General features: G+C 70.9%; 13 protein-coding genes and 3 pseudogenes. 7 read left to right on the top strand and 9 right to left on the bottom strand.

Translation table 11 applies throughout. The annotated features are described in order from the left end of the window. Positions 1-83: 83 nt before the first annotated feature. From ppdK to ACIBK3_RS14930, 3 genes are all read left to right on the top strand, one after another. Complete coding sequence (gene ppdK / locus ACIBK3_RS14940; RefSeq protein ID WP_399365494.1) at positions 84-2777, top strand: pyruvate, phosphate dikinase; 2694 nt, start codon at positions 84-86, stop codon at positions 2775-2777. Between the two features lie 65 nt (positions 2778-2842). Beyond that, positions 2843-3280, top strand: a complete 438-nt coding sequence (locus ACIBK3_RS14935) for a hypothetical protein (RefSeq protein ID WP_399365492.1) — start codon at positions 2843-2845, stop codon at positions 3278-3280. Positions 3281-3328: 48 nt separating this feature from the next. Continuing rightward, a complete protein-coding gene (locus ACIBK3_RS14930; RefSeq protein ID WP_399365490.1) occupies positions 3329-3652 on the top strand; it encodes a hypothetical protein in 324 nt (107 codons plus the stop codon). A 56-nt stretch (positions 3653-3708) separates the two neighbouring features. Here ACIBK3_RS14930 and ACIBK3_RS14925 read toward each other — a convergent pair whose 3' ends face one another. Further along, entirely contained in the window at positions 3709-4164 is a 456-nt protein-coding gene (locus ACIBK3_RS14925) for a pyridoxamine 5'-phosphate oxidase family protein (protein WP_399365488.1), read from the bottom strand. Positions 4165-4649: 485 nt separating this feature from the next. On the opposite strand from ACIBK3_RS14925, the pseudogene ACIBK3_RS14920 reads away from it, so the two are divergent. After that, positions 4650-6461 (top strand): annotated as a pseudogene (locus tag ACIBK3_RS14920) (iron-containing alcohol dehydrogenase); the annotation flags it as partial. A 144-nt stretch (positions 6462-6605) separates the two neighbouring features. After that, positions 6606-7070, top strand: a complete 465-nt coding sequence (locus ACIBK3_RS14915; RefSeq protein ID WP_399365487.1) for a pyridoxamine 5'-phosphate oxidase family protein — start codon at positions 6606-6608, stop codon at positions 7068-7070. Between the two features lie 833 nt (positions 7071-7903). Here ACIBK3_RS14915 and ACIBK3_RS14910 read toward each other — a convergent pair. The 7 genes from ACIBK3_RS14910 to ACIBK3_RS14880 form a co-directional block, all read right to left on the bottom strand. Continuing rightward, positions 7904-8530: a hypothetical protein gene (locus ACIBK3_RS14910; protein WP_399365485.1), complete on the bottom strand. Its 627-nt coding sequence runs from the start codon at positions 8528-8530 to the stop codon at positions 7904-7906. 487 nt (positions 8531-9017) lie between these two features. After that, positions 9018-9764, bottom strand: a complete 747-nt coding sequence (gene pflA / locus ACIBK3_RS14905; protein ID WP_399365483.1) for a pyruvate formate-lyase-activating protein — start codon at positions 9762-9764, stop codon at positions 9018-9020. Then, the gene (gene pflB, locus ACIBK3_RS14900) at positions 9761-12019 is read right to left on the bottom strand and encodes a formate C-acetyltransferase (RefSeq protein ID WP_399365481.1); all 2259 of its coding nucleotides are present in this window, start codon (positions 12017-12019) and stop codon (positions 9761-9763) included. The genes pflA and pflB overlap by 4 nt, the downstream gene beginning before the upstream one ends. Before the next feature lie 158 nt (positions 12020-12177). Continuing rightward, positions 12178-13101 (bottom strand): carbamate kinase, encoded by a 924-nt coding sequence (locus tag ACIBK3_RS14895; RefSeq protein WP_399365479.1) that lies wholly within the window; start codon positions 13099-13101, stop codon positions 12178-12180. Positions 13102-13104: 3 nt separating this feature from the next. After that, on the bottom strand, positions 13105-13278 hold the full coding sequence (locus tag ACIBK3_RS14890; RefSeq protein WP_399365477.1) for a hypothetical protein: 174 nt from the start codon (positions 13276-13278) through the stop codon (positions 13105-13107). A 26-nt stretch (positions 13279-13304) separates the two neighbouring features. Next, positions 13305-14213 (bottom strand): universal stress protein, encoded by a 909-nt coding sequence (locus ACIBK3_RS14885; protein ID WP_399365475.1) that lies wholly within the window; start codon positions 14211-14213, stop codon positions 13305-13307. Positions 14214-14373: 160 nt separating this feature from the next. Beyond that, positions 14374-14640, bottom strand: coding sequence for a hypothetical protein (locus ACIBK3_RS14880; protein ID WP_399365473.1), 267 nt, complete (start codon positions 14638-14640; stop codon positions 14374-14376). 128 nt (positions 14641-14768) lie between these two features. Between ACIBK3_RS14880 and ACIBK3_RS14875 the strand changes: the two genes are divergently transcribed. After that, entirely contained in the window at positions 14769-15233 is a 465-nt protein-coding gene (locus ACIBK3_RS14875; RefSeq protein WP_399365471.1) for a Crp/Fnr family transcriptional regulator, read from the top strand. A 73-nt stretch (positions 15234-15306) separates the two neighbouring features. Further along, positions 15307-16286 (top strand): annotated as a pseudogene (locus tag ACIBK3_RS14870) (CBS domain-containing protein). Here ACIBK3_RS14870 and ACIBK3_RS14865 read toward each other — a convergent pair. After that, positions 16189-16599, bottom strand: a pseudogene (locus ACIBK3_RS14865) (universal stress protein); the annotation flags it as partial. The pseudogenes ACIBK3_RS14870 and ACIBK3_RS14865 overlap by 98 nt on opposite strands. Positions 16600-16913: the final 314 nt, after the last annotated feature.

The raw sequence follows: 16913 nt of genomic DNA, 5'->3' as shown, positions 1-16913 counted from the left end.
TGCCCTCGCGCCCACCCTCGAAGGAGGCTGGCGGTAACCAAGGGCCGAGAAGCCGTGGCATGCGAGGCCGAGGAGTACAGGTCATGGTCCGTTACGTGTACGACTTCACCGAGGGCGGCCGCCACATGGCCGACCTGCTCGGCGGCAAAGGAGCGAACCTGGCGGAGATGACCCGGCTGGGCCTGCCCGTGCCGCCCGGTTTCATCGTCACCACCGAGGCCTGCCGGGCCTTCCTGGCCACCGGCGCCGAGCCCGAGGGGATGTCCCGGGAGATCTCCCGGCACCTGTCGGCCCTGGAGGCCGCCGCAAGACGGCTGCTCGGGCAGCCGGACGACCCGCTGCTGCTGTCGGTGCGCTCCGGGGCTCGGTTCTCCATGCCCGGCATGATGGAGACGGTCCTGGACATCGGCCTGAACGACGACTCCGTCCTCGGTCTGGCCAAGACCTCGGGCAGCGAGCGCTTCGCCTGGGACTCCTACCGTCGACTCGTCCAGATGTTCGGCAGCACGGTGATGGGCGTCGACTCTTCTCTGTTCGAGCAGGCCATCACCCTGCTCAAGGAAGTGCGCGGCGTCCCGGACGACGCGCACTTGGACGCGGCCGACCTCGCCCAGCTCGTGCAGACGTACAAGAGCCTGATCGAGTACGAGACCGGTGAGCACTTCCCGCAGTCCCCCGCCGAGCAGCTGCGCCGGGCCGTCCTCGCCGTCTTCCAGTCCTGGAACGGCGAACGGGCCCGCCTGTACCGGCGACGCGAGCACATCCCGGACGACCTGGGCACCGCGGTCACCGTACAGCGGATGGTGTTCGGCAACCTCGGCGCCGATTCCGGCAGCGGGGTGGCCTTCACCCGTGACCCGGCCACCGGGCGGCCCGGTCTGTACGGCGACTACCTGGTCGACGCCCAGGGCGAGGACGTGGTCGCGGGCATCCGCAACACCGTGCCTCTGACCGACCTGAAGCGGCTGGACCCCTCCTCCTATCTGGAGCTGCGTGCGCACATGGAGACCCTGGAGCACCACTACCGGGACCTGTGCGACATCGAGTTCACCATCGAGCGCGGGCGGCTGTGGATGCTGCAGACCCGCGTCGGCAAGCGCACCGCCGAGGCCGCCTTCGCCATCGCCGCCGAGCTGGCCGACGAGGGGCTCATCCCGGTGGACGAGGCCCTGACCCGGGTGAGCGGGGACGGGCTGGCCAGGCTGATGTTCCCCCGGTTCGACACCTCGGCCGTCGGCGAACCGCTGGCGCATGGCATCGCGGCCTCGCCGGGTGCCGCCGTCGGAGCGGTGGTGTTCGACTCGGCCGAGGCGGCACGGCGTGCCGCAGCCGGCGAGAAGGTCGTTCTCGTGCGGCAGGAGACCACCCCGGACGATCTGCCCGGCATGGTCGCCGCCGAGGCCGTGCTCACCAGCCGGGGCGGCAAGACCAGCCACGCGGCCGTCGTCGCCCGCGGCATGGGCAAGGTCTGCGTGTGCGGCGCCGAGCAGATCGCCGTCGCCCCGCAGGAACGCCGCTTCACCGTGGGCGGCACGACCGTGCGGGAGGGCGACGTCGTCTCCGTGGACGGCTCCGCGGGCACCGTGTACCTGGGCGCGGCTCCGCTGGTCGACTCCGCGGTCATGCGGTACCTGGAGACGGGTGCGCACGACGAGCGTTCCGCCCCACTGGTCGACGCGGTGGCGAGGGCCCTGCGACGGGCCGACGACGTACGGCGGTTGGAGGTGCGGGCCAACGCAGACACGCCCGAGGACGCCGCCCGGGCCCGCAGGTTCGGCGCGCAGGGCGTCGGGCTGTGCCGCACCGAGCACATGTTTCTCGGCAAGCGCCGCAAGCTGGTCGAGGAGATGATCCTGGCCTGCGACGACATGGAGCGCGCCCGCGCCCTGGAGGCCCTGTTGCCCCTGCAGCGGCAGGACTTCATCGGCATCCTGGAGGCGATGGACGGCCTTCCGGTCACCATCCGGCTCCTGGACCCGCCGCTGCACGAGTTCCTGCCCGACCGCACCGATCTCGCCGTCCAGGTCGCCACCACCGAGGCACGGGGAGAGCTGCCGGAGCCGCACGACGTCGAACTGCTCGACGCGGTCAACCGGATGCACGAGGAGAACCCGATGCTCGGCCTGCGCGGCGTGCGCCTGGGCCTGGTGGTACCGGGCCTGGTGGCCATGCAGGTACGGGCCGTCGCCGAGGCGGTCGTCGAACGCGTCCGGGCCGGCGGCGACCCCCGGGCGGAGATCATGGTGCCGCTGGTCGACACGGTCGAGGAGCTCCGCCTGGCACGCGAGGAGGTGGACGCGGTGCTCGCCGAGGTCGGCAAGGCAACCGGCGTCCCCGTCCGGTGCCCGGTCGGCACGATGATCGAGCTGCCCCGGGCGGCCCTGACCGCGGGCCGGATCGCCGAGGAGGCGGAGTTCTTCTCCTTCGGCACCAACGACCTGACACAGACCGTGTGGGGGTTCTCCCGCGACGACGTGGAGGCGGCGTTCTTCTCCACCTACCTCGACAAGGGCATCTTCGCCACCTCCCCGTTCGAGACCATCGACCGCGCCGGCGTCGGCCGACTGATCGAGATCGCGGTCGCCGAGGGCCGTGCCACACGCCCGGACCTGAAGATCGGCGTCTGCGGCGAGCACGGCGGCGACCCGGAATCGGTTCACTTCTTCCACGCCGCCGGACTGGACTACGTCTCCTGCTCACCGTTCCGCGTCCCGGTCGCCCGTCTGGAGGCCGGACGAGCCGCCCTGTCGGGGGCTGCGGACAGCGACAGCAGGTGACGGGGCCGGGCGGCTCACCGGCCGGCTTGCCACACATGGCACCACGATCACAAGGAGCACGTCACATGACCGACCCAGGAACCCGCGCCCAGAACGTCCCGGACGCGGTCCGGGTACGGGCCACGGGCGACGTGGACGACACGGCACTCGCGTACCTGCGGGAGAAGATCGCCGCCGCCCTGCACCGGCCGGGGCTTCCGGCCGTCAGCGGCGAGGTCCGACTGGAGCGGGCCGCCGCCCACCACGTCGAACTGCCATGGTCCGCCGGGGCGGAGATCCGGGTAGGAGCCGATCTGGTGGTCGTGCACGCACGCGAGGCGAGCGCGCGCGAACTCGCCGACCGGTTGGAGGACCGGCTGCGCAGCCGACTCGAGCGGACCCCGCACCACACGGACGCTGCCCGCAGGTCGGCGGCGCCGCCGTGGCGAGGCGGACGGCCCATCGGGCAGCCGGCCCAGGGCTCTGCGGCCCGTGCGCCGGACAGCGATGAGGCGACTGGCTGATGTGGCCATCTCCTCCCTGGAGACACCCCTGAGGTTCCACGCCCCGGCGTGACCGTCCCGCTGGGCCTCGGCATCGTCCGGCTGGTCTTCCGCGCCCTCAACCTGGTCGAAGCGCTCCTCGCGGCGGTGGTCGTCGTGTCCGTGGCGACCGGCTCGCCCGGCGTCTCGGCCACGGTGTCCACCGCCGCGGTGGTGCTGTTACTGGACATCCAACTCGCCGCGCTCCGTCCGGCCCTCAACCGGCGCAGCGACCGGGTACCGGCCGGTGAGGAACTCCCCCGCTCCCGCGCCCACCTCGTTTACATCGGCCTGGACCTCCGCAAGACCGCGGGGCTGATCGCCCTGGGGACGGCGGCCCTCGCAGCGGCGTGAAACGGTCCCGGGCGCCGCCGCTGGCGCGCGGCGGTGCCCGGGACCGGACCGGCGGCTCAGCCGTCCCAGGTCCAGGCCGTGAGATCCACCCCGTAGAGTGTGCGTCCGCCGAAGAGTTCCCGCCCGGTGACGAGTTCCGCTGCGATACGGACGAAGACCTGCCGGGGCCAGGGCGCCCACGAGCGGGGGCCGTTGCGTGCCAGCCGTTCGTGTTCGAGGGGATCGGTCACGACCGTGGCCGGGCCGGTGACGACGACGCTCCAGCCCGAGTGGGCGGCCGCGTCGACCTCGTCGGCCTCGAAGGCGACCACCGTGCCGTCGACGGCGCGGACCAGTTCCGAGGTGGCGGACGTGCACAGCACCACCGCGTCGTCGCCGTCCAGACAGAAGGTGACCGGCAGAACGGCCGGCAGGGCCTGGCGCGTGTACACGATCCGGCCGACCGGCACCTTCCCCAGCAGACGCAGGCACTCCAGCCGTCCGAGTTCACGGAAACCGTCGTTGCTGTACATGGCCAGTCCGTCTTTCGCTCAAAGCCGCGGTGGTGCCCTCCCGATCCATCCTCTGCCGGGCCTGGGACGACGGTGAGGGCCCCTCGGTCCCTCCTCGGCCGAAGACCGGCCCCTGTTCACACCGTGATCCGGCGCCCGGTGACAACATCGGGTTCCGATACGGATCCATAGGTCCCGTTGCCCTCCGGCCCAGGGCACGCTGTACACCCGTTCCGTGAGCCGGTGCGGTGCCGGCGGCCGTACGGAAGACGATCGCCCCGTCGACGCGCCGTAGTCGACCGGCACGAGGAGCGCCCGGCGGGCATGGTCCCCGCCAACGGGCCCACCCCGTGGGTGCCGAGCAGCTCCCGGCACTCCCGCTTGATCAGCTCGGTGAACTCCACGCTGCGGGCGGCCCGCCCGCGGCCGGGAGGCAGGTCGGCATGGCCGTCGGCGAGTTCCGGGGCGTCGTGCCCAGACGCCGGCCAGCCGCATGAGGGCACCCCTGCGAGCCCAAGGTCAATGCGGCGGCCGTCGGGCAGAGCCCGCAGTGGATCGCCGAACGGGCCGGCTTCAGCGTGCCCGAGGGCACCTCGATCATCCTGGTCGAGGCCGAACGGGTCGGCCCTGACGAGCCGTTGACCCGCGAGAAGCTCTGCCCGGTGCTCGCCGTGCTGCGGGCCGGCTCGCAGCAGCAGGGCTTCGACCTGGCCGCCGACATGGTCGCCTTCCACGGGCAGGGTCACACCGCCGTCGCGCACACCGAGGACCGCACGGTGGCCGAGGCGTACGGCATGCGGATGAAGACCGTACGGGTCATCGTCAACGCGCCTTCCTCGCAGGGCGCGATCGGCGGCATCTACAACAGCCTGCTGCCGTCGCTGACACTCGGCTGCGGCTCCTGGGGCAGCACCTCGGTGTCCAACAACGTCTCCGCCGCCCAACTGCTGAACATCAAGCGGGTCACCACCCGGCACAACAACCTGCAGTGGTTCAAGGTCCCGCCGAAGATCTACTTCGAGCCGGGGTCCATCCGCTACCTGGCGTCCATGCCGGACGTGCACCGCGTCACCGTCGTCACCGACGCGACCATGACCAGGCTCGGCTTCGTCGACCGCGTCTCACGCGTCCTGGAGCGCCGTCCCGAGCGCGTGACGCTGCAGATCATCGACAACGTCGAGCCCGAGCCCAGCATCGACTCCGTCCAGCGTGGCGCCCGCCTGATGCGCGACTTCCGCCCGGACACGATCATCGCGCTCGGCGGCGGCTCGCCCATGGACGCGGCGAAGGTGATGTGGCTGCTGTACGAGCAGCAGGCCTCCGGCACGGACCTGGACTTCGCCGACATGCGGCAGAAGTTCTCCGACATCCGCAAGCGGGCCTTCCGTTTCCCGGTCCTCGGCAAGCTCGCCCGCCTGGTGTGCATCCCCACCACGTCGGGCACGGGCGCGGAGGTCACCCCCTTCGCCGTCATCTCCGACGCCGCGACCGGAAAGAAGTACCCGCTGGCCGACTACGCGCTCACGCCCAGCGTGGCCATCGTCGACCCGCTGCTGACCGCCGACCTGCCGCGCGCCCTGGCCGCCGACAGTGGCTTCGACGCCCTCACCCACGCCATCGAGGCGTACGTGTCCGTGTACGCCAACGACTTCACCGACGGCCCGGCCCTGCACGCCATCCGCCTCGTCTTCGACCACCTTGAGGCCGCCGTGAACGACCGTGCGGGCAGCGCCGAGGCCAGGGAGAAGATGCACAACGCCGGCACCATCGCCGGTATGGCGTTCGGCAACGCCTTCCTCGGCATCGTCCACGCCATGTCGCACACCCTCGGCGCCACCTTCCACATCGCCCACGGGCGCACCAACGCCGTGCTGCTGCCGCACGTCATCCGCTACAACGGGACGGTGCCGAGCAAGCTCACTGGCTGGCCGAAGTACGAGAACTACCGTGCCCCGGAACGTTTCCAGGACATCGCCCGCACCCTGGGCCTGCCCGGCGCCACCCCGGCCGAGGGCGTCGAATCCCTCGCCATCGCGGTGGAACGGCTACGGGCAGCCGTCGGCATCGAGCCGTCCTTCCGGGCTCTCGGCGTCGACGAACGCGCCTTCCTCGACGCCCTGCCCCAGCAGGCCCTCAACGCGTACCAGGACCAGTGCGCACCGGCCAACCCGCGCATGCCGATGCTCGACGACATGCGGCAGCTCATGCGGGCCCTACCTTCTTTCGCACGGCCCGGTCGACATGCCCGGCGAGTAGGGCCGGTCGGACGCCGGCGTGGGCCGAACGGCCCCAGCGAGGCGAGATCGAACACTGTTTGATCGACCTCCTGGGGCCTGCCCACGGCCCCGCCACCCTCCCTGTCCGTACGCGGTGGCAGGTCCAAGCCTCGACCCACCGAAGTGAATCAGGGGTGCCGTGACCGGAGGCGTGAAGTGAGCGACGAGTCCGTACGGAAGTCGGCCATGAGAATCCACAACGGCCGGGAGACCTCTCCCGGGCCGCGCCGGAGCGTCGATCTCGACAGCTCCGAGGCCCTTCGGTTGCTCGGCAGCGTGTCCCTGGGGCGGATCGTCTACACCCGGCACGCGTTGCCGACCGTCCGCCCCGTCAACCACGTTCTGGACAACGGGTGCATCATCATCCGCACCCACGAGGGCACGGCACTCACCTCGCACACCCGCCAGACCGACCCACTCGGCGTCGTCGTCGCCTACGAGGCCGACGCCATCGACCCGAACACGCACCTCGGCTGGAGTGTCGTGGCCACCGGATACGCCCACTTGGTGACCGACCCGCTGGAGCTGACCCGCTACCGCGCAATGCTGCATCCCTGGGTACAGCAGACCATGGACTACGCGGTCCGTATCCGCCCCGACCTGGTCACCGGCATCCGGCTCATGGAGACCGACCGGCCCGCCGGCCTTTGAAACAGGACGCGGCGAGGACGTCAAGTACCAGTCACGCCCTGACCCTGACGCGGTGAGCGGGAACGCCGCTGCCCGGTGCCATTCCCGACAGCCCCGGTCCTCGGACTGGCCGGGCCCGCGTGAGGACTGCGGGCACATCGATGCCGCCGCGGGTGTGCGGCGGAAGGTCCACGGGCGTTGTGCGAGGAGGGCGCCCGTGTCGCTGCGGAACCAGGGCACGCACGGGATCGGGGCGAGGCGGTGCGATCCCGTCCTCGCCTGAGCGCCATTCTGGATGCATCGCTCGCGCATCCCTGCTCATCCGTGCCCATACGACATCTCAGTCGTGAGGAACCACCGCGGCCGGTGCGGTGGCGTGGGCCAGCACCGTGTGTGTCACCGGGCCGATGACGGCTTCCTCCGTCCCGTCGGCGGCGGGGAACCTCTCCCGCCACGGGCGCAGTGTGTCGGCCAGTCTGTTCCGCGGCCCGGCGGCCGGTTCGTCCTCCAGCCCCGCGTCCGGTTTGCCGTCCGAGCTCGCGGGGACGCAAGCCGGCTCCGGCCGTGGGTGACCGCAGGGTGGTGGCGCGCTGGGTGGCGGTGTCGAAGGTGAACCCGAGGACCGCGCCGTGGGGTCCGTGCAGGTCGAGGCCGAGCACGACATCGCGGTACGAGGTGGTCTGTGAACCGGTCCCGGGAGTGTCCGGCATGAGTTCTTTCACGACACCGCCCCAGACTGGTACGAGGACGACCGGCCGCATGGCCCAGGCCACCACAGCCGACGCCACGTCCCTGGGTGCAGCCGACAGGCCCGGTGATGACACTGAGGTGCCCCGGTCTGCTGGCTGCGGAAGTCAGAGCAGCCAGCGGTTGCGGCTGACGAACGGCAGTCGCGCCCACACCTTGCCCAGGCCCCAGGTCGCGCCGGCGCCCGCGGCCGCGAGGGCGATCAGGACGACGGCGTAGACGAGGTGGTAGTCGACGAACGGGTTCGTCGACATGCTGGCCGCACCGTCGGACAGGTGCTTGGCCGGCGGCCACTCCGCTATCCACATCAGGGTCATCATCGCGGTCCCGGCGACGGCCGCGAGCCGCAGCCCGATACCGGCGGTGACGGCGAGGCCGATGCCCAGCAGACCGAGCATGAACAGCCAGTCCACCCAGGCGTCGCCCGCCCAGGCCTGGAGGGTGGACTCCATCGGCCCGACGGCCACACCACTGAGAAAGCCCTTGGTCGGCGAGCCGCCGTCGATCCAGCCGTTGCCGGAATGGGTCGCGTAACCGAGGCCGAAGGTCTTGTCCACGAACGCCCACAGGAAGACGAATCCGGTCAGGACGCGAAGCCCGGCGAGGACGTACGCGCGGGTCGCCGTCGCCGCCGCGGTGGTCGTGCCGACGGACTCCGGTGCCGCCGTCCGGGTCCTGCGCAGGGACGGGAAGTGGAATCCCGGGTGCCGTTGCGGGTGGTTGTGGACTGCCATGATGCTCATCCCTTCCAAGGGGTGAATTCTGCGGGGTGTCGGCAACTCTCTTTGCGTCTCCAATGTCCCGCTCCAGCAGGGGAGTTCGGAGAGGCTGCAAGGCCCGGCAAGCTGGGCCGAACGTCCCGGATCCGCGGTCAGGCAGGACAAGCGGCGCCTGCGCCACCAGGTTGGGAGCCGCCTCATGGGCCCCGAACCGGAGCGGGCTGCCGCTCAGTGCTTCCATCGGACAGGAAAACGGCCCGGTTGACGGATTTCCGACCGGGCCGCTCACGTCGAGGCCGATGCCGGGTTTCAGGCCACCGAGGTGTCCTGTGCGTCGCCGCCGCGCTTGGCGGAACCGCCGCCCTACAGCCCTCCGAACACGCGGGGTGGCCTCGTCCGTCTGCCGGCGCGGGTGGCCCGGGCGGGCAGCCGTCCTCCCGCCGTGATCCCTCCCATCCTGGCGCATCCTGGTGAGGACACAGCCGCACCGGGACCAAGCCGTTCAGAACGCGGTCAGGCCCCGTTGCCGGAACTGCTCCCGGACCCGCCGGACCAGTTCGGGCCCCGGACTGGGAGTTTCCCGAAGGGGGAAGGGCAGGCCGAGAGCGTCGTATTTCGCGGCGCCGAGTTCGTGGAATGGCAGGATCTCCACGCGGTCGATGGTGCCGAGGCCGGCCAGGAAGCGGGCGAGGCCGTTGATGGCTTCCGGGTCGTCCGTCCAGCCGGGGACCAGGACGTAGCGGATCCACATGCTGTTGCCGAGGCGGTCCAGGCGGGTGGCGAAGTTCAGCGTGGGTGAGAGTTCGCCGCCCGTCAGTTTTCGGTAGGTGGTGACGTCGAAGGCCTTGATGTCCAGCAGCACCAGGTCGGTGTCGGCGAGGAGGTCGTCGGGGGCGCGGGCGCCCAGGAAGCCGGACGTGTCGAGAGCTGTGTGCAGCCCGGCCTCCTGGCAGCGGCGCAGGACCGCGGCGGTGAAGGCAGGCTGCAGCAGCGGCTCACCGCCCGTGATGGTCACCCCGCCGCCTGCGGTGCTGATGAATGCCCGGTACTTCTCGATATCCGCCATGACCTCGTCGACCGTGGCCTGCCTGCCGTCGCGCATGTGCCAGGTGTCGGGGTTCGCGCAGTACAGACAGCGCAGCGGACAGCCGCTGACGAACAGAACGAACCGGGTCCCGGGACCGTCCACTCCCGTGGACAGGTCCCAGGAGTGGATCCGGCCCGTCGTCCGGTCGGTCGTGGTGCTCACAGCGAGCCGTGGAAGGTGCGGCTGATCACGTCGAGCTGCTGCTCACGGGTCAGGCGGACGAAGTTGACGGCGTACCCGGAGACCCGGATCGTCAGCTCCGGGTACTTCTCCGGGTGTTCCATGGCGTCCTCCAGAGTCGCCCGGTCCAGGACGTTGACGTTCATGTGGAAGCCGCCGGAGGCCATGTAGGCGTCGAGGATGCCGACCAGGTGGCCGGGCCGCTCGTCCGGGTTGTGCCCCAGCCCGTCGGGAGTGATCGTGGTCGTCAACGAGATGCCGTCCCGGGCCTCCTCGTACGGCAGCTTCGCCACCGACAGCGCGGAGGCGGCCACCCCGTGCCGGTCGCGGCCGTTCATCGGGTTGGCGCCGGGCGCGAAGGGCTGTCCGGCACGACGGCCGTCGGGGGTGTTGCCGGTGTGCTTGCCGTACACCACGTTCGAGGTGATGGTCAGCACCGACTGGGTGTGCTCGGCGTTCCGGTAGGTGGGGTGGCGGCGGACCTTGGACATGAAGGACTTCACGAGGTCGACGGCGATGGAGTCCACACGGTCGTCGTTGTTGCCGTACGCCGGGAACTCGCCCTCGATCTCGTAGTCGACGGCCAGGCCGGTGTCGTCCCGGATCACCTTCACCCGGGCGTGCTTGACGGCGGAGAGACTGTCGGCGGCCACCGACAGTCCTGCGACCCCGCAGGCCATGTAGCGGTACACCGGGTGGTTGTGCAGCGCCATCTCTATGCGCTCGTAGGCGTACTTGTCGTGCATGTAGTGAATGACGTTCAGGGTGTTGACGTACGTGGCCGCCAGCCAGTCCAGCGTGCGGTCGTACGCGGCCGCCAGTTCCCCGTACTCCAGGTACTCGCCGGCCAGGGCGGGCGCCTCGGGTGCGATCTGCTCGCCGGTCATCTCGTCCCGGCCACCGTTGATCGCGTACAGCAGTGCCTTGGCGAGGTTGACGCGGGCACCGAAGAACTGCATCTGCCGGCCCACCGTCATCGCGGAGACACAGCAGGCGATCGCGGTGTCGTCGCCGGTGCGCGGGCGCAGCAGGTCGTCGGACTCGTACTGCACGGCGCTGGTGTCGATGGACACCTGGGCGCAGAACTCCTTGAACCCGGACGGCAGCCCGGGCGACCACAGCACGGTCAGGTTGGGCTCCGGCGCCGGGCCGAGGTTGTACAGCGTCTGCAGGAAGCGGAAGGAGGTGCGGGTGACCAGGGTGCGGCCGTCGCCGCCTATGCCGCCGATGGATTCCGTCACCCAGGTCGGGTCGCCGGAGAACAGCGCGTCGTACTCGGGGGTGCGCAGGAACCGCACGATGCGCAGCTTGATCACGAAGTCGTCGATCAGCTCCTGGGCCCGGGTCTCGTCGATCAGGCCCTCCTCCAGGTCCCGCTGCAGGTAGACGTCCAGGAACGTGGAGGTTCGCCCCAGCGACATCGCGGCGCCGTTCTGCTCCTTCACGGCGGCCAGGAAGCCGAGGTAGAGCCACTGCACGGCCTCGTGGGCGGTGGCAGCGGGGCGGGAGACGTCGCAGTGGTACGAGGCCGCCATCTCGGTCAGTTCGCCCAACGCCCTTATCTGTTCGGCCAGTTCCTCACGGTCCCGGATGACGTCCGGGCTCGAGAGCCGCGCGTCCAGCAGCGCGCGCTCGGCCCGCTTGGACTCGACGAGCCGGTCGGTGCCGTACAGCGCGACCCGCCGGTAGTCGCCGATGATCCGGCCGCGGCCGTAGGCGTCCGGCAGGCCGGTGATGATGCCCGCCTTGCGGGCGGCGCGCATCTCGGGGGTGTAGGCGTCGAAGACCCCGTCGTTGTGGGTCTTGCGGTAGGTGCCGAAGACGCGGGTGACGAAGGGGTCGGCCTGGTAGCCGTACGCCTTCAGACTGTTCTCGACCATGCGCAGACCGCCGTTGGGCATGATGGCCCGCCGCAGCGGGGCGTCGGTCTGCAGGCCGACGATCAGTTCCCTGTCGCGGTCGATGAAGCCCGGCCGGTGCGAAGTGATGGTGGAGGGGATGCCCGGGTCGACGTCGAGGATTCCCTTGCGCCGCTCCTCGGGGAACAGCGCGCTGACCTTGTGCCAGACCGTGAGGGTGCGCTCGGTCGGACCGGCCAGGAACGCGGAGTCGCCCTCGTACGGCGTGTAGTTGGCCTGGATGAAGTCGCGTACGTCGATGCGGGCCCGCCAGCGTGTCCCGGCGAAGCCTCGCCATGCCCCGGCCCTTCGGCTGCCCGCTGTCACCGTGGTGGTCATCGCCGGATGTCCTCTCCCTGTTCGGCTACGTGCGTCTCTCACCGCCGATATTTGCCTTCCGCCGTGCTCGCGGGCAGTGCCGGGCAGGCCTGTGGACGGTGCCGTCCGTCCCCCGGGCCGTAGGGCCGTTCGGCCCACCCGCCCCGCTCTGACGGACCTCAGCCGATGGACAGCTCGGGGCGGACGAGCGTCCCCGACCTGCCGTGGACGATCTCGTAGGCCGCGTCGAGGGCGCCGATGGCGGCCAGACCGCCGGTGCGTTCGACGAATCGGGCGGCGGCCTCCGTCTTGGGTCCCATCGAGCCGTCGGGGAAGCCGCCGCGCCGCAGGGCGTCCGGGGTGGCGTCGAGGACGGGGCGCTGGTCGGGGGTGCCGTAGTCGGAGTAGACGTTCGGCACGTCGGTGAGGATGAGCAGGAAGTCGGCCTTGAGTTCCTCGGCGAGCAGAGCGGCGGTGAGGTCCTTGTCGATGACCGCCTCCGCTCCGTGCAGTGCGCCGGTGTCGTTGTCGGCGGTGACGGGAACACCTCCGCCGCCGGCGCAGATGACGAGCGCGCCGCAGGTGAGCAGGTCGTGAATGGTCTCGGTCTCGACGATCCCCTGGGGCGCGGGCGAGGCGACGAGCCGGCGCCACCCGGCGGCGTCCTTGGCGATGTGCCAGCCGCGCCTTCGCGCGAGGGAGCGGGCGACGTCCCGGGGGTACACGGGGCCGACGCGCTTCGTGGGCCGCGCGAAGGCCGGATCGTCGGCCCCAACCAGGGTGTGGGTGACCAGTGCGGCGATCTTGCGGCCGGGCAGCGTGTCGTACAGGGCCCGGACCAGCAGCGATCCGATCAGGCCCTCGGTCTGGGCGCCCAGCAGGTCCAGCGGACAGGGGGAGGTCAGGACCGGGTCGGCCGCGCTCTCCATGGCGAGCAGGCCGATCTGCGGCTCGTTGCCATGGGTGATGACGACCTCGTGTTCGAGAGCGAGTGCGGCGACGGCGGTGGCCACCCGGTCGACGTTCGCCTGCCGCACGGCTGCGTCGGGGGGATCACCCCGACGCAGCAGCGCGTTGCCGCCGAGGGAGATGATGATGCGCACGGTTCAGTCCTCCAGAGTGACGACCAGCACGGCCTCGACGGCGTGCAGCCGGTTCTCCGCCTCGTCGAAGGCGGTCGTGGTGGCGGGGGAAGAATCAAGTTGGTCCACCTCCAGCCCGTCGAGGCCGTGGGAGCAGTCCCAGTCCGGGCGAGTGCCGTGGTCGTCGGGCGACGGCACTCGCCGGGAGGACAGGGAGAGCCGGTTCAGGCATGCGGTACGACTGCGACGGGGCAGGCGACATGGTGCAGCGCCGCGTGCGTCACGGGGCCGATGTGCGTGCCGAGGTGGCCGCCTAGTGTCCGGCGCCCCACGACCACGAGGGAGGCCCCGGACGACGCCCGCACCACTGCGGCGGCCGCCCTTCCCTCGGACACGGTCTCGGTCACGGAGACGTCCGGGAACTTCTCGCACCACGGACGCAGCGTCGCGACGACGACGCGTTCCTGTGCCGCGAGAATCTCCGGCCCGGATCCTGTGACCGCGTGAAGGTCCGCACCATCGGCCGACGGCAGGTTGAAGGCATGGATCACGTGCAGACCGGCGCCGTAGCGGTGAGCGGCCTCGAAGGCGAACTCGATCAGTTCGTCACAGGGACGCCGGGTGTCCAGCCCGAGGACGACATCGCGGTAGGGGACCTCGGGAATCTCCTCCGGCGAGACCCCGTCGGACACCGGAAGGTGTTCGTCGGCGGAGGCCTCGCCCGAGCGGACAAGCACCACCGGGCGCTCGGACCCGGCGACGACCCGCTGGGACACGGAGCCGACCACGACGCCGGCGACACCGCTGAGCCCGCGGGAACCGAGCACCACAAGCTCTGCCTCCGCCGCCGCCACGAGCAGGGCGGCCACCGCGGAGTCGGCCACCAGCCGGTCGACGATCCGCAGACCGGGATGCGCGGCACGAACACTGCCGACGGCTCGGTCCAGAGTCTGCTGGGCCCACTCGCGCTCGCTGAGGTCCGCCGGTACGGAGGAGGGCGGACGGGGGTGCCACTTCCACGCGTGCACCAGCCTCAAGGAGGCTCCGCGACGCAGCGCTTCCCGGGCCGCCCAGTGAGCGGCCGCGAGACTCTCGGTGGAACCGTCGACACCCGCGGTGACGTGGCGAAGCATGCTGTTTGCCTCCTTCGTCCCGAGCCGAGCCTGATTGCTCGTCCGGTTCGAGCGTGGGGCGGGAACGACTGTGTGGGCAGGTGCCGTACAGCCCCCCCTCGTCAAGCCTTTCGGCTCCGCTCCAGCCCCGCTGAGCCACGTTCCGCGCACTTCCGTGACCTCAGCGGTGGACCAGACGCCTGTCCGGCCAACGCGACCCTCCGGTCGTCCGCGTGAGCCCCGTCCGGCCGCGGACCCGTCGTCGCTGCACTCGTAGCGCCAGCGCGTCGAGCGCGGCGCTGAGCACGAAGGTGACCGCCGCGGAGATCACCAGGAGAATGGCGAACAGCCTCCAGAACTCCGGCGTCAGTGATGTACCCACGATGCACACCCCTTCCAGGGGTTTCCCTGTCGTCTTCATCGAACCGCCGTGCGCGTCCCAGCGCACGGGGCTTCCTGGGCCGTCACGGGGCACCGAGCGGCCCGACCAATGGGGCCGGGTGGCCCATCGCCCGGCCCCAGGCACAGGCACACGCTGGACGTAGCAGGTACAGACGCCCTGATCGGAGGCCCATCATGAACGCTCCGCCCACGGCCGGCATGCTGCGGGCGCTGCCCGCCGAGCACCGGCATCGGCTGATGCGCTTCGCCCGAGAGGTGTCGTTCCCCCAAGGCACTCGTCTCTTCGAGGAGGGGGCCCACGCCGACCGGTTCTGGATCATCCGCACCGGCACCGTCGCCCTCGACATGCACGTGCCCGGCCGCCGCGCGGCCGTTATCGAGACCCTCGGACACAACGAACTCATCGGCTGGTCCTGGCTGTTCGCCCCGCACGCCTGGCACCTGGGTGCCCAGGCGACCAGCCCCGTGCGGGCGTATGAGTTCGACGCCACCGCGATCCGTTCGCTGTGCCAGGACGACCCCGCACTCGGCCAGAGTGTCACCCAGTGGGTCGGCGACGTCCTCGCCCACCGCCTGCGCTCCGCCCGCACCCGACTGCTGGACCTGTACGCGCCCTACGGCAGCGGCAGCCTCCTGTGACCATCCCTGTGAGCCGAAGCGACAGTCACCAAGAGAGATCACGCACGGCACCCCGCGCATCGTGAGCGACGTCATGAGTGAGACGGTCGCCGCCATCGGCCGCGAGGCCGCCTTCAAGGAGATCGTGCGGATGATGGAGGACTGGAAGGTCAGCGCCCTGCCCGTCCTGGAAGGTGAGGGCCGTGTCGTCGGGATCGTCTCCGAGGCCGACCTGCTGCCCAAGGAGGAGTTCCGCGACGGCGACCCCGACCTCCCCCCGTCTCGACTTCGCTCGACCGGGGGACCCCCATCACCAAACTGCGACGCCTGTCCCACCTCGCCAAGGCCGGTGCGGCGACCGCCGGGGAACTGATGACCTCGCCGGCCCTCACCGTCCAGGCGGACGCGACCCTCGCCCAGGCCGCGCGCACCATGGCACGCGCCAAGGTGAAACGGCTTCCGGTCGTCGACGAGCCGGGCATGCTGCAGGGCGTTGTCAGCCGAGCCGACCTGCTGAGAGTGTCCCTGCGCGACGACGAGGAAATCGCCGAGGAAGTCCACCACGAGGTGGTGTCGTACCTCCTTCCCGCTCCGGCGTCATCCGCACGCGTGGCGGTACCGGACGCGGTGACGCTCAGCGGCGGCATCCGGGACGCGGTCTCGCCGATGGACCTTGAGTCACTCACCCGCCGGGAGGCCTGCCCGGGCCAAGGACGAGATGCTCGTGCACGCCGAATCCCGGAGGCGCCCTGGTACATCGTCGAGAGCGACGACAAGCGCCGGGCCCGACTGAACATGAGCGCCCACCTGTTGAACTCCGTGCCCTGCCAGGAGGTGCCGCCGCCGGTGCTGAAACTTCCCCAGCGGCCGCCGTCGACCGGCTGCCATCGCCCGCCGCGCGGTCTGCGGACCTACGTCCCCGACCACCCGGCGAGAGCCTCTGGAACAGCCAGTACCTGTCTCACACCCGTTCCGGCACGACGGCGACCGGGCAGGCCGAGTAGTGCAGGGCCGCGTGGGCGACACCGCCGAGCTGGAGCCCGAGACGTCCCTCGCGTCGGCGGGCGCCGATGACGAGCAGCTCGGCATCCCGGGCCGCGCGCGTCAGCACCTCGCCGGGACGGCCGCCGATCTGGTCCGCGGTCACGTCCACGCCGGGGTGACGCAGACGGAGCCCTTCAGCCGCCTCGCGCGGGATGCGCTCGCTCCAGGGCTGCTGAGTCTCGGCACCGAGCAGCGGGGCCTGTGCCATGGGCTCCGGGACGGGCTCCCAGACGTGCATCAACCGCAGCGGCAGGCCGCGCAACTTCGCCTCGCGGGCCGCCCATTCGGCGGCCGCACGGCTCTCGGACGAGCCGTCGAGGCCCACGGTGACGTTGCGGGACATACTGTCCACCTCCTGCATCGGGGTTCTGATTCCAGGATGTGGGCGGGGAGGGAGACAGAGCAGAGGCCGCAAGGTCCCCGTCGAGGGCCGATGGGCCCCATGGGCTGAGAGGCCCCCCGTGTCGCAGTGCCCGCGATTGCTGCCAGCGCCGGAGCGTCGCGCGCAGCCCCACCATGTCGGTGCCGAGCACCTCACCCCGGGAGCGGGGCATCGTCGCTGCCCGGCTCGTCGACCACGGCCGAACCCGGAGACGATGTCCTCGCGGGCCGTTCGGCATCTGCCGGGGGCCCAGGACCCGGAGGATCCTGATCCTT

This window comes from Streptomyces sp. NPDC050287 (assembly GCF_044459385.1).
Classification (GTDB): domain Bacteria; phylum Actinomycetota; class Actinomycetes; order Streptomycetales; family Streptomycetaceae; genus Streptomyces.
This window is presented reverse-complemented; position numbering and strand designations above follow the sequence as displayed.